The sequence below is a fragment of the Pseudobutyrivibrio xylanivorans genome (assembly GCF_008935055.1).
GTDB classification, from domain to species: domain Bacteria; phylum Bacillota; class Clostridia; order Lachnospirales; family Lachnospiraceae; genus Pseudobutyrivibrio; species Pseudobutyrivibrio xylanivorans_A.
The window spans coordinates 2,357,155-2,370,650 of sequence record NZ_CP043028.1 but is presented as its reverse complement, the minus strand read 5'-3'; the positions used below and the strand labels follow the sequence as shown (position 1 = coordinate 2,370,650).

Here is a 13,496-nt window from a genome sequence, read left to right as displayed (position 1 = left end):
TACAAACTACTCTTCAGAGTTATTTTCAGTGTCTTTCTCAGCGTTATCATCTGAAGATAAAATGTCCTCATCGTCACCGAGATATTTTGCACTGCTCCATACGAACTGACCATAACCCTGTTCACATGCAATTTCAAAGTCATCTTTAAGATTCTCGAAGCCTTCCTCGGCCAAAAGATCTTCTATGTTCTGTAAGCTTTGACGACCTTTGCCACGAGTTTCAATACCTCTAAGTTTTGGCATTACTTTTTGAACAAGCTGATCCTCAAAGGCTGTCCTCATTTCAGCTTTTAACTCCTCGGTTACTTCTCCTTGAGAATTTTTCAAGGCATTTATTACTGTAGGGTAATTAGCAATATAGTATTCTATTGACTGCCATACTCTATGACCAAGAGCTCTTCCTACTTCCTCTAAACAATCATTGATCTTTTCGATAATTCTTTTATATTCCTTAAAGATCTCTCTTTGTTCACTTGTAAAATCACTTTCCAAATCAACAGTAATCCAAGATCTCCATGTATCATATAATAATTTCTTCTCTGTTTTCTTGAGCTTCTCCATCTTAGTTCTTTCAGCAAGATGCTTAGGTCTAGGGAAATTTATTACCATACTTCTATCAATTACTTTATCGGAAAGAGACTTCGTAGTTTCATCCTGATTCATAGTACCAGTCCATAATACGTTTCTTACAAGAGGTAACTCGTAAGGTGCGACACCTGCGCCAAGGTTAACCTTAACCTCCGGCAGGTCTTTCTTTGTCTTTCCTCTTCGCTCTTCAAGCTTACTCAAAAATTCAGCGAAATAATGTTCAACATATGCAAGGTTCATTTCATCCAAAAGGACAACACTTGGATACAGCTTAAAACCACTGTCTTTATCAGAGCACTGTACTAGAAAGCTCAGCAAATCCTCTGGCTGGAATTGATTATCAATTGAGTTGAAAAATCCAAGCATAGATTCCTGACTATCCCAGTTTGGCTGCACTGCAACCGAAATAAAATTCAATCCACCAAAAAAAGAATACAATTTTGGGAGTTCAGATTTACCAGTACCACTAACACCAGCAAGCACAGTAATAATCGACCAGTCATTAATCTTTAATGCTGTATGGAAAGCATATAAAATCCTTCTCTGGAACTTAATGCCGTAGTTATCACATTGCTTTTTTATATCCTCGAGCCAATCAATTTCATTCATATCAACAGGATGTGTTTCCCACTCAAGTTCTTCAGGGGACATAATCTCTCGTTTTATAGATGCAATTCTTGCTTCTCTATCAAGTTCTCTTTCTGCCGGAGTAGATAATCTTAATAGCTCATTCTGCAGTGACTTCTGAATATTTCTAGCTTCTTCCGCCTCAACTTTAAGATTTTCATTTGTTGACTCAAGTCTTCGTATTTCTGACCTTAAAGTCTGCACTTCACCATCAGTTACTGAAATACGTCTTATTTCCTCCTGGGCCTGTGCAAACTTTGTTTCCAGTGCTCTCTTCTCACTACTAACACGGTCATACTCAATCCTTGTCGTACTATTAGCAGCTTCATCTAAAAGAGCTTTATTTCTAGCTTCCAGGTCAGCAATTCTCGCTTTTATTTTCTCAGGGTCCATTCCGTAAGCGGCTCTTAAGCTTTGTATTGACTCACTAGTTGCCATCAAAGAAGCTAGTTCCGATCTCAATCTCTCTAGCTCATCATCTTTACTGTCAAGTTTTCGCTCATACGAATCAATTCTATCAGAGAAACGTTCTTGAATCTCTTGTTCCAAATTATCGCTTGCCCCGTTAATTCTTTGCTTTTCTCGATCCAATCGTCTTCTTTCTCGAATATTATCGCTTTTATCATCATTTACCTGAGCCTCTCGCGCTTCTAATTCGATTTCAAGCTGCTGAAGCTTCTTATCCAATTCAGCAAGTCGACCAGCTTCACGCTCTGTTCTCTTTTCTGCCTCGGTGAGTTCGCGAGTTCTCTGCTCAATTTCAATTTCAGCAGCTTTTATTGATTCTTGTTTTGCTGCGATAATCTCTTTTTTGCTATCAGCCTGAGCCTTATCTATCTCTTTCTGCGCTTCAGATTTCATCACCTGTATTTCTTTTGCAGCCAATGAACGGGCTTCATCCAACTCCTTACTAACTTGAGAGCGAAGAGCATCCATCTCCTTTTGAGTTTGGGTACGCATTCCCTCAAGTTCTTTCTTTAATGCTATAATTTGAGCCTCTTTTTCCTTTTCAAACTTACTCCATTCACCTGCAATCATAGCAATTGTTTCAGCGTCTTTCTTTGCTCTTATCGAAGCTAAATCGGCCTCAAACTTCTGGCGCTCTTCTTGTAAAGCTGCCTGCTGTTCAGAACTAGCAATTCTCTTCTGTTGTTCAAGCTCACCCATTTGCTGAAATGTTGATGTTCTATAAGCCTCTAACTTTGCTTGCTCGTCAGCCAATTTCATCTGCCACTTAAGAAGTTCCTCAACTCTTGCTTTATAGCTCTTTTCTTCTGTAACCCCACCATCATTTAAGCCATTTTCGTCAGTCATAGCACTTGTCTCTGTAGATGCATTCAAATCCACCGGGGTATCTGTTATTTCTTTAGATTCCGTTGATTCTTCAATAATCTTTTTTTCGTCCATTTTATATGCCCCCTATCACCTTGGTTACATTAATCACTTTATCTCTAAGTTCTTCTAAATCTCTTGTATCAAGTTGCAAAGCTACATTATTCCCGTGTTCACGATATTTAGTCACAAGAGATACAACTTCATCAAATTTATATTCTCTAAGTTTCAATAGTTTTTCATCCGGACAAAAGCAAAGATACACCAATGCTTGAGCACCCAGTGTAGTACTCTTGCTTCCCAAAGTGTCCTTAACATAGTCTTTATGAACACCTGTTAATCCACGTTCAAGTTCTTTCCCCCAACGATTTCTAGCCAATTCTACTATCTGTTCCTTAGGAAGTTGCTTCTTCTTCATATAGAATACTTGCTCATAAATTGTTTCTTGTAAAATTCTGTACAATGTATTCACATACTCATATGGTGCCGGATAGTCTGTTTTCCCTGGTGCTACCAATTTCCACTCGTTTTTTAGAGATTCATCCATCACATTATAATAGTACATAGGGCCAAACACTTCTGCTAAATTAACATCAACTAGCAGCCTCTGATTTTGCTTTACATCTGAAGGAATGGTATTAACATCTCCCTTTCCACTGTAAATAAAATCTGGCAAAAGGCATTCTATAAGCAATGTTGTAAAGTAGTATATCTGGTCTACGTAATCTACATTGATATCATCAGCATATGTCTTATGTCTCAAGTCTTTACATTTATTGTGCAACTTATTAATTGTATGTATAACCCCAGGATACTTTTCAATCATCACTCTAAATAAGCTGCTTTTATTGTCAAAAGCTTCTATCAAAACCAGCGGCAAAACAATATACATATTGGGAGTTTTAGAATTATACATTTTAGTGATATTACTTCTACTTACGATTCCAAATAAATAATCATATTGTCTAATATATTCCAGCCCTAATTGCTCAGACAGCGTTAAAATCAATTCCTGATTCAAATACGTATCCTGTCGATAAAGTAACTTCAGACGATTTTGCCCCAGTGGGCTACCCAACAAGTAATTATAAAGAGTATGTTCTATTACCGCATAACAGTTAAGCAGAAACTGCTTTTGATCATACTGCTCTTCAACATATTCATCCTGGGATGAACCAGACTCTTCTGCCATAATCTTTTCATATGCAGAATTTATACTATACATAGGCTGATATAGACTTCTATAACGTCCTTCATTAGCTTTTGCAAAATCAAAATTGGATTCCTCATCTGGTTCTTGAGAATTAACCCGAACAGCCTGAGTCTTAACTTCACTAATAATTTCTGGATGTTCTTTCTTAAGATATCTCGCTAAAAAATCATTATTGGCAACAAATCCATCCGATACAATCAACTCATCTGCACTTCCCTCTTGGATAGCAGCTTTAACATGCAGCAAGCAATCCTCTGACGAAGTGTTTTCAATAGCATAATTACTAAAAATCTCAATCGGGGCAAATCTAGTTGAATTTGAGGATATCTTATTGTATAAATACAAAGTTTCCTTAATATCATTGGACTTCAGCATTTTTCCGCCCAATGCACCTTGTAGAGATTTAGCCCAAATGTTTTCCCCAGTAATAGTTGAAGGTCTTCCAGCAGATCCATATTCTATAGTGGTGAAATTTTTGGAAGTCTTTTTTATATTTGCAAATTCTAATTCTCCGTAATGTACATAAGGCAAAATCTCTCCTGTATCTTTAATGACAAAAAGCTTTGCCTGCCTATAAACAACACTTTTATTGCTACTAGTTAATCCACTTAAATAGTTCTTTCCCAATTCACTTACAGTAAATTCATCTTTTTCTAGTAGTCCAAGTTCTTTCAACCTAATCTTAATAAAGCTAATAATATCCTTAGGTAAGCAAAGTGTATCTGCCAACTCCTCCTTGGTATAAGGTTTATATTCTAATAGCTTTAATACTGCATCTTCAAACATATCCAAACGTTGTTCCGTTGCAGCCTGTGAAGGAACCAATACTTCATAAGTATTACATTGAATGAAATAATCCACCGGATTGCCAAGGAGTCGAACATTAGGAAACAATTCTTCATATCTTGAATCCTCAAATAAACTAAAGGCATTTTCAAGTGCCATCTACAACAACCCCCTCTCTTTCACAGAGTCTTAGCAATTTCCACATCCCCGGAACACATACTTCTGCAAGCTTGTCCCATTTGCCTTCGCAAAAGATATTACGGTCTCCAACTACAATTAATAATTTTTTCTGTCTACTCAAAGATACACATAATCTATTCTCTGAAATCAAAAAACCATAGTTTTGTAGTCCAACCTGTTCTTTGTAGTCTCTGTATATTTTTAAAGCTTTCTTATCTTTTTCTAATTCAATCTCGTCTTGACTTAATATAGAAAAATCTACCGGTTCCTGTTTTCTTGTTTCTAAATCGGTATACATCGGATCTTTTTTATTTGTTCTTACGACAGACAAATAAATGACATCAAACTCCATACCTTGAAATGCGTCAACACTTCCCACTCTAATTTCTTTTACTTTATCTTGATATTCTTTCAGTTCATCATCAGCCTTTAGAAGACGTTTTATGAGTCTAACTTGTTCACTGTAGAATGATATAACTCCATATGATAAAGCTTTTCCCTCGGAGGACTTTATATGTTTTTTTATAAGTTCAACAATGCATCTTGCTTCACAATCTCTAGCTCTACTGGTCCCCTCTTTTCTTTCAGGGCCTTTATCATTAGGCATATTTACCCACATCACAGGCTTTTTATATAGGCCTTGCCTATAAAAAGACTCCTCTAAGGGTGACGTAAAACTTTCGTTATGTGGTGCATAAAATGTTTCATTAATAAAGTTACCAAGCATAGGATGCATTCTATACTGAGCATCTAAAACTATCGTTCTTGGAATATGGTCTTGTTCTTCTAACTTCTTTGCTTTACCTAGAAGGTACTCAAACATACTTTTCTTAATGTTATCCATTTCCAAATTCTCTAATTTGGAAACATCAATACTTTCAAGAACCTCTTCATTATAGATATGTGGTAGTTGTCGATGATCCCCCACCAAAATAATTCTTCGTTTGCCCTGTGCTAAAGGAATCATTAGGTCTATAGGACTTACTCTGGCTGCCTCATCAACAATTACAGTTTCGTATTCAGGATGTTCCCACAATTCAACTCCTTTAGCGTCTTTTATTTCACTTCCTTCACTCTGCTGGGTCGTAGCAGAATACACGTATAGATAATTATTTAATGTACGCTCTACCTCATCACTGTTACCTTCAACTTCTTTTAGAAGTTCTGACAATATCTCAATTTCTTTATTTTCTCGTTTTTTCAAATGTTCCTGCAAAGCCAAATAGATATCAGTAATTTCATGGTTAGCTTTTTTCTCAGAGTATGTGATTCTAGGCATACACTTGCCTAACAAGAATTTCTTAACTTTGACAAGTTCATTAAGCAGTTCGTCATTGGGTTCATTATCAAAGCAATCTGATGCTTCTTCTAAAACAGAAAGAAGCCACTCAATATCTCTCTTTTTTCTGTCCAAACCTAAAGACTCTAATTCTTGCAACAAATCATACGCATTGTCAGCTCCATCATCTGAAAATCCTTCCTTTGTTACTCTAAGTCTTCTCACAAAATCAATGAAATCATTTTTATCATTAGAAACATTTTGAGAATACTCTTCAAGAAGCCTTTCTATTATTTCATTCAATGCTTGTTCATTGTTAAGACGTTTTGCACACTCAAGGAACTCTACCGCTTTAGAATCGCTTGGGTATGCTTGATAAAAGTTATACGCTTTAGCCAAATCTCTCATGTCTTTTGACTGAATTAAATCTGGATTGGAATTTTTTAAGGCTTCAGCGTAATTGGTACACCATTTTTCTATGATAACTTCTTTTGTTCGGTCTTCTTCCCCATCCTTCTCCTGTTTTCCAAACTTCACAGTAGGTAAAGAATTGACACTCAACCTTTCAATTACATTGCGGACCGCATCATGTTGGAAACTAGTTATCAAAACTTGACCATTGTTCACTGTCTTTTTATTGCTTATCTCATTGAGTCTTTCAATTATAGCGGTAATTACAGTTGTTTTTCCGGTTCCAGGAGGTCCTTGAATAATAGCAATATCTGGTGTGTTTAATGCTATATCAATTGCATTTTTCTGGGTTTCAGTTGGGGGGTTTTTGAATATTTTTTCAGCCACAAAAGATGAAAGTGGATCTACTTTCACTCTATTTTTAGTATCCTCAAAAACATCAGGCAACTCGCCCTCAAGAATTAATCCTAAAGATCTATTAGCCGACTCACCGCTGGCAATTCTACGTCTGGCATCTTTCCTTCTCTGAATCTGTTTCTCATCTCCATATATAGACAAATATACATACCTAGAATCAGGAAGTGAAAGTTGAGAAAGATCTAATACAAATCCTCCATTCTTTTTTCTTAATAACTTGACTACTGTTCCATGTTCAGGCTTTATTCTTAATCTGCGCCTTTCTTCCTGGTAATCATCATATTCCTTCCAGGTCATATCAGGGTCTTCTAAATATACTGGCTTCTCATCAGCAAACACCAAATAGGAATTATCGCTAATTAATTTGCACAACCTCTCATAATCGCTGACACCCACATATACTCCACCTGCGGTTTCAAAAGATAAACTCTTTTTGCTAAGTGTGATTAGTCCTACAGCTCTAGCGTTAGCTAATATGAAATTACCTTCTTTTTCTGAATATTCATTCCAAAGATCAAGATATCCTTTATTTTCATCATAAAACTTCTTGGCATTTAAGGATAAAACAGCACCCGTATCAGTAAATTCCAGAGAACCTATTCCAAGCATTAGATTCGCTGGTTTTCTATTACTATTTTTTATAACACGCTCCACATACAGTTTCTCTTCAAAAGCCTTTCCGCGAAGAGTTACATACAACTTAATGGATTTTCCATGAAGAACCAACACCCTACTTTTCTCGCCAGATGTGTCCTCATCATCTTCTTCGTCAGCATCATTTTCCGTTTGTTCGACATTTGAAAAGGCTTTTATATTTTTCTCGCTACTCTCAAAAGCAAAACAAGACTCTAAACCATTTGTCAACTCAAACTGCTCTTGCAGATGCGCATATACCTTATCTACTTTGTTATCAACTTTCCAAAACTTAAAAAGATATTGCAAAGCATTTTCACTCAATATCAAAGGCATCCTTCCCATCCTCTTGCAATTGCAAAAAAATACAAAATGCAGAAAAATAACCCCAGATTCCTTATTACTCGATGTAGAAGTGATTTCTGCCAAGCAATAATAATGCCTATTAATAAAATCTGTTACCATTTTGCAATCACTTAAATCATCAATTGAAAAAGGTATGGCATTATCCTTTGTGACAAGCTCAAATGAATTTTCACCCAAATAAGCAACATGCCCACTTTTAGACACTATATCCCTGGCCCCAAGAACATGGCATGAAACATCTTTTAATTCGCTTTGTCCATCTATTTTGATTTCTGATATTTTCATATAATCAACCTTTCAATACATAATCAACAAGATATTTCTCACCAGTTGATTTATCCGTAACTTTTATCTGAGTATCTCTGTCAATCACGCATTTACCAAATATTCTCTGAAATATGCCATCATAACTGCATTCAAAGTCAAAATGGTTATTAAAGCTACGAATAACCACTTCCTTCTTTGACGATTCAATTTCAAAAAGGACATCATCTAATTCTGAAACACTAAATCCATTAATAAGTCTTAGTGGCACTTTAATTACAGTTCCAATTTCTTGCATATGTGTGACCACAGGATTTTCTCCGTTAACTCCCTTACAAGAAAGAGAGACATAAGTGTTTTTTTCATCACACCACGGACATGTATCACTTATCGTAGGATTATATTCCATTTCGCACTTATGGCATTTAATTGAATTATCTAATTCATAAGCTAGAGCTTCTCCCCATTCAATCATTGTAGGTCTAGTCAATCTCTTATGACGTCCAGCTCTAGAAAAGGTTCTTTTGAAACAATTATTCAACTTTTCGCCAACTAAAAGATCATAAGGTATAGGTGTTTCCGAATAGTTTGAATCATCTTCATCATCTCTTATCCATTCAACATCACATCCACATGCAAATGTTTCTTCTGTCTCTGAAAGAAAATCTTCCTCCTCCAGCTTGTCCTCTAATTGCGGCCCCACATACGGATGCTGCCCTGTCAAATTCCAGAACAATGCTATTGCAAAAGAAAAAATATCAGAATAGAAAGTATTCCCTTTCCCTTTTAATATTTCCGGAGCTACATATCCTGGCGAAAATATACCATCTCTTTTGCTTGTAACAGTTATAAAGTTAATGTTATCCACATCTATCATCCAGACAACATCTCTATCCTGTGCGCTCGATATGTACATATTCTTATCAGACAAATCGCAATATACTAAACCTCTTGCATGTATAGTAGACAAAATTCCTGCAACTTTTAAAAATGCTGCTATTCTTCTTCTTTTTCCACCAGTGCTTATATAATTTCCAAAACCTTTTACAAATTCAGGATTGCTGTCTCCAAAGCTTTCTAGCCAAGCATTTCTATACTCTATATCACCATATCTAAATGCTTCCTCGAATGAAATCATATCATCCAACATTCGCATCGAATATCCAACACAATCCTTTAACACGGATTGAGGAAGCGTAATATTTGTATTGCTAGGAATTGGTAACAGACGAATTGCATCAAACTTTTCATTTGCAACAACATCAAGATTTATCCTTTTTGTTTGCGGATTCCACTCTATTTTCAAAAGTACATTCGGCTCTTTGGTCTTATATACAATTCCTTGGCCTCCACTACTTAACTCTTTATCAAGACTAAAGACATTACCATATATATCTTCATACTGTTGATTCACTAAGCATCAACCTCCTCAATCATGTAGGCGATAGTTTTATCATCCATCCCTGGCCATGACGAAACCCATCCCTCTATATCCTTTTTACCGTCATTTGCAGAAATTTTAGAATACTCGCCTATGAAATCTTTTGTAAATAAGCGAATTTCTTCTTCCTTCATTACACCAATTTCTATTCCGTCAGAACATGCCACTGCCCCCAATAATCTTTCAAAATTTAATTCCAATACTTCAAGGCATGCCTCATCAAACTCAGCCATCAAACAATCAGTTTCATTAGCAAAATAATCCTCTTTCTGGTCCATTAATATGTAGTCTGCATCATCAACTAAAATTGAAAGAAAGCCATCTCCTAATCGAGCAGCTTTCAAATGTTTATCCTGTACCAGAAGAACCAGCATTGTACTATAGCATTGTGTGATATCATATTCCTTAAGACTTTCCAACCATTTTTCATGGCAATTCTTAAGATACACAAGCCAATCTAGTTCTTCTAAAGGCACGCTTATAATTTCAAACTCATGTAATAAAATCTCGCAAATAGCTCTTGAGCCAAACTGTGAAAATTTCTTACTACCCATTCCATCAGAAATCACCAAAATATACCCATTTTTTACAGGTTTGCATACAAAACAGTCTTGATTAATCTCGTGATAGCTACCTCTGCAAGACACTCCATCTGTTATCAATATTTACACCTCATCAGCATGCTGACATCGCAGCAATAATATCCTCTGCCAAATATGCCCTGTTATTTTTTGAGCAATGCTGTAGATTGCTTTGCATTGCATCTTCACCTATTGCCACACATACAACCTTATCTCTGTGTTTAGATATAGCTCTTTCTGTATCAACATCAAAGCAACCATCACTAATCAAAAGAGTTTTTCCTTCTACAACTTCCCGAAAGTACTCATTTACGGCATTTACAGATATTTGACCTGCATAAGCAATTTTCAATCCATCTATAGCGTCTGCTTTTTCACACTTCCCGCCAACTAAATAATAGTTTTTAACATTTACAGCAGTATATGACGCTATCGTGTTTAACAGGTATTTAACAGCAGCATTCTTGCAATCTTCAGCCATACTTCCGGATGTGTCAATTAAAACATTAATGTCTTTGGCCATATATTTTATGCCTCCATTTTACCAATCGTCTCCGTCATCATCATCCTGCTTAACTGGTGTTGGTGCAGGAGCCTTATCATCAGTAACAGTTTTCGGAGCATCTGGTTTGGTTGCTGTTGAGGTAACCGACATACTCACGGTCTTAAAACAATCTGCCAAATCAGATGCATTTGCAGCAAAAAATACATTATCAGGATTTTCAGTAAATGTTTCCAATACTGTACGATCTGCCTGATCGCCAATAGCAACAGCAAAACGCTGACACTTTGCAGATCTTCCATCGTTAATAAACATTGCCATTGGTCCTCTCCATTCATCGTTTGGTTCTCCATCAGAAACCAATACAACTGCCGGACGATAAATTCTGGAAGGCGTAACACTCTTATCATCAATCATATCTTTAGCCATCTGAATAGCAGTGCCCATTGGTGTCATACCCTCTGCTTTAAACTGTTCAAGACCTTTGTCCTGAAGTTCCTTGACAGGCGTGTATGGAGTATGAAGCTTAATTTCATTTCCAAAAGTGATAATAGCGACATCAATACTCTGTTCCTTAAGCTGCGCTCCAACAAAAGTATCAATCATATCACATGTAGCGTTATATAAACTATCAATTTTAGCCCCCTGCATACTACCGCTTACATCTAAGAGCAAAATCACAGGTAACTTCTTAACTTCAGGTGCCTTGTAGTTATTAGGATTAAATGCCATTTCTTTTTTCCTCCATTGTAATAATGCATATAGCAATCCCTTGCTATTATATTGTTATTATGCGACATATATTGTCATTCTTTCGTTAAAGCATTAGTTTTTCCATTATTGCAGCTAAATTCATTCCTGATCTCGCATCACTAGATGTTTTCGCTGCTGTCACAACATATCTATTATCACCAAAATATGACCATTTATAGTGTTTGCCATCGCTTGTGATTTCAAGTCCTAGTGATTCCAGTTCATTCTTCAATGATCCATTCAAGCTTCGATATCCTTTAAGAGCTTTTTTTAGGACCTCTCGTTTCTTTTCGGGCAAATGTTTATATTCATTGCATTGGAGAATATCGTCAATAATATGTTGTCTTCTACTTCCTTCATGGCAGCTCTTTCTATACTCTTCAAGTATTTCAAGAACAATTTCCCTTATTTCTCCTTCGTATAAATCTTGCTCTGCTCCAGCCATGATAATTGGTGTTTGAGAATTACCGGAAAATTTCATTCTTAATCCCTGAACCTCTGCCGTCAATCTTTGAATTTCATTATTTAATTTTGCATTGGTGTCTTCCATTTTCTTTAACTGATCACCAAATTCCTCGTAAAGATAATCATTTTCTTCCTCTACTGATTCTTTACTTTTTAAAAGATCGAGATTCTTCAGGTGCAATTGTTCACCCAGCACACCTTCCCAAGTATCCATGTTCATTCGGATACGCTGAATCATATAACTATAAACGCTATTTATTATTCTGCTTTCAACAAAGTCTTTGCTCTTTTCTTCGAAGCATATGACATCTGCTTTTTTCTGTGTGCTCGGATAAAAAATAATTGCTCGATTATCATGATTACCCTCATCTGGCAAATTTAAAATATTCTTTTCACAACTTCCAGCTTCGTATATTACATGAGCAACGCCTTGTAACCTAAAAGCTAAATCATCTACATTAATTTCAGAATCTGCACCTTTCAGACTTGTTATATACACGATAGGAAGAGAGGTTCTGGCCGTGTTTACACATACCTTTTGAAGCAATTCTTCACACTCAGAAACTTTATGTGCTTTCTGAGATACTTGTAGCCCTAAATCTTCTCCTGAGTAACCACTATAAACAATGAGCTTAACAAAATATGGTGGGTAATATGTCGGTTCGAAATCTGTTGTAAATTCTGTTGTCACCAATCCTACAGAAACTGATAAGCATTTCTTCTCGGTATTAAGTATAAAATCCGTAGTCCAAAGACCATGCTCGTCTTCCTTTTGTAAACGAGACGCTATTATTTCATCTGTTTTAACCTCTTGGAACTCAAGCGAGATTTTATCTTGGCTCCACCTTAAATCAGATGATTCACCATCCCATTCAACACCTTCAATCTTGTCATGTTGACTTCCTTGATTCCATTTAATTACAGTTTTAATGAATTCTTCTTTGGTTAGTGATCCATTAACAGGAAATTTGGTTGTGTATGTAATCATAAATTTTCACCTCGGCATTTTATGTATTTACCACTCTTAATTCTGGCATCTGCAGGTTTTTCACTATTTTCTGGAATAGCCCATGTATTTCCAAATTTTACAGCGCCTTCTATCCTACCATTGAGGCAAAGCTCATTAATTCGTCTCTCGCCAATTTCCCATTTTTTAGCAGCTTCTTTAATTTGAATGTAACCTTCCAATGCAATCCCTCCTTGCGCCAAAATAGATAACCTCTACACCTAAGCATAGTATTCCAATCTATCTTTGATTATAGCCCATCATTCGAACAATATCAAACGCAATTTGTGCATTATGGACAATTTTGTTAATGTTTACCAATATCTTTTGTTAATAATAGTCATCCTAATCATCAGGATCTAACCCTGCTTCTTCGAGAGCCTCTCTCCTCTCGTCTTCGTCCATCATATCGAGTTCGTCTCTATCCAAGCCATACAGTTCAAGGTCATCCTCATCTTCATCTTCCAGAGAATCTGTTCCAAGATAAAAAGTATCATCTCCTGTTAAGTCAATAGCTTCCTGCCTGCTGCTCGCAGTCATCTGCATTCCAATTGACCACTCCATAAAGTCGGTCTGTCCATCTCCATTAAAATCAAATAAAGGTCTGTCAAAAAATCCCATCTTTTTCCCTCACATTCTTTTTAAAATCGTT

The 13,496-nt window shown here is 36.2% G+C and carries 10 protein-coding genes; all 10 read right to left on the bottom strand.

Annotated elements, in window-relative coordinates; all coding sequences use genetic code 11:
* Nucleotides 1-6: 6 nt before the first annotated feature.
* Nucleotides 7-2,622: a DUF8727 domain-containing protein gene (locus FXF36_RS10635; RefSeq protein ID WP_151623907.1), complete on the bottom strand. Its 2,616-nt coding sequence runs from the start codon at nucleotides 2,620-2,622 to the stop codon at nucleotides 7-9.
* Nucleotide 2,623: 1 nt separating this feature from the next.
* Nucleotides 2,624-4,705, bottom strand: a complete 2,082-nt coding sequence (locus FXF36_RS10630) for a hypothetical protein (protein WP_151623905.1) — start codon at nucleotides 4,703-4,705, stop codon at nucleotides 2,624-2,626.
* Nucleotides 4,695-8,117 carry a DEAD/DEAH box helicase gene (locus tag FXF36_RS10625; RefSeq protein WP_151623903.1) on the bottom strand — a complete coding sequence of 1,141 codons (3,423 nt, stop codon included), beginning with the start codon at nucleotides 8,115-8,117 and terminating at the stop codon, nucleotides 4,695-4,697. The genes FXF36_RS10630 and FXF36_RS10625 overlap by 11 nt, the downstream gene beginning before the upstream one ends.
* Before the next feature lie 4 nt (nucleotides 8,118-8,121).
* Nucleotides 8,122-9,510, bottom strand: a complete 1,389-nt coding sequence (locus tag FXF36_RS10620) for a protein kinase domain-containing protein (RefSeq protein WP_151623901.1) — start codon at nucleotides 9,508-9,510, stop codon at nucleotides 8,122-8,124.
* Nucleotides 9,510-10,199, bottom strand: a complete 690-nt coding sequence (locus FXF36_RS10615) for a protein phosphatase 2C domain-containing protein (RefSeq protein ID WP_151623899.1) — start codon at nucleotides 10,197-10,199, stop codon at nucleotides 9,510-9,512. Before FXF36_RS10615 ends, FXF36_RS10620 begins: the two co-directional genes overlap by 1 nt.
* 13 nt (nucleotides 10,200-10,212) lie before the next feature.
* Nucleotides 10,213-10,641, bottom strand: coding sequence for a vWA domain-containing protein (locus FXF36_RS10610; protein ID WP_151623897.1), 429 nt, complete (start codon nucleotides 10,639-10,641; stop codon nucleotides 10,213-10,215).
* Between the two features lie 18 nt (nucleotides 10,642-10,659).
* A complete protein-coding gene (locus FXF36_RS10605; protein WP_151623895.1) occupies nucleotides 10,660-11,352 on the bottom strand; it encodes a vWA domain-containing protein in 693 nt (230 codons plus the stop codon).
* 85 nt (nucleotides 11,353-11,437) lie between these two features.
* Nucleotides 11,438-12,826: a hypothetical protein gene (locus FXF36_RS10600; RefSeq protein WP_151623893.1), complete on the bottom strand. Its 1,389-nt coding sequence runs from the start codon at nucleotides 12,824-12,826 to the stop codon at nucleotides 11,438-11,440.
* Complete coding sequence (locus FXF36_RS10595; RefSeq protein WP_151623891.1) at nucleotides 12,823-13,026, bottom strand: DNA-binding protein; 204 nt, start codon at nucleotides 13,024-13,026, stop codon at nucleotides 12,823-12,825. Before FXF36_RS10595 ends, FXF36_RS10600 begins: the two co-directional genes overlap by 4 nt.
* 163 nt (nucleotides 13,027-13,189) lie before the next feature.
* Nucleotides 13,190-13,465 carry a hypothetical protein gene (locus FXF36_RS10590; RefSeq protein ID WP_151623889.1) on the bottom strand — a complete coding sequence of 92 codons (276 nt, stop codon included), beginning with the start codon at nucleotides 13,463-13,465 and terminating at the stop codon, nucleotides 13,190-13,192.
* Nucleotides 13,466-13,496 lie beyond the last annotated feature (31 nt).

Bases quoted from the DNA above. Each gene is read 5' to 3' on its own strand.
- FXF36_RS10635 (WP_151623907.1), bottom strand. From the start codon at position 2,622: ATGGACGAAAAAAAGATTATTGAAGAATCAACGGAATCTAAAGAAATA.
- FXF36_RS10630 (WP_151623905.1), bottom strand. From the start codon at position 4,705: ATGGCACTTGAAAATGCCTTTAGTTTATTTGAGGATTCAAGATATGAA.
- FXF36_RS10625 (WP_151623903.1), bottom strand. From the start codon at position 8,117: ATGAAAATATCAGAAATCAAAATAGATGGACAAAGCGAATTAAAAGAT.
- FXF36_RS10610 (WP_151623897.1), bottom strand. From the start codon at position 10,641: ATGGCCAAAGACATTAATGTTTTAATTGACACATCCGGAAGTATGGCT.
- FXF36_RS10605 (WP_151623895.1), bottom strand. From the start codon at position 11,352: ATGGCATTTAATCCTAATAACTACAAGGCACCTGAAGTTAAGAAGTTA.
- FXF36_RS10600 (WP_151623893.1), bottom strand. From the start codon at position 12,826: ATGATTACATACACAACCAAATTTCCTGTTAATGGATCACTAACCAAA.
- FXF36_RS10590 (WP_151623889.1), bottom strand. From the start codon at position 13,465: ATGGGATTTTTTGACAGACCTTTATTTGATTTTAATGGAGATGGACAG.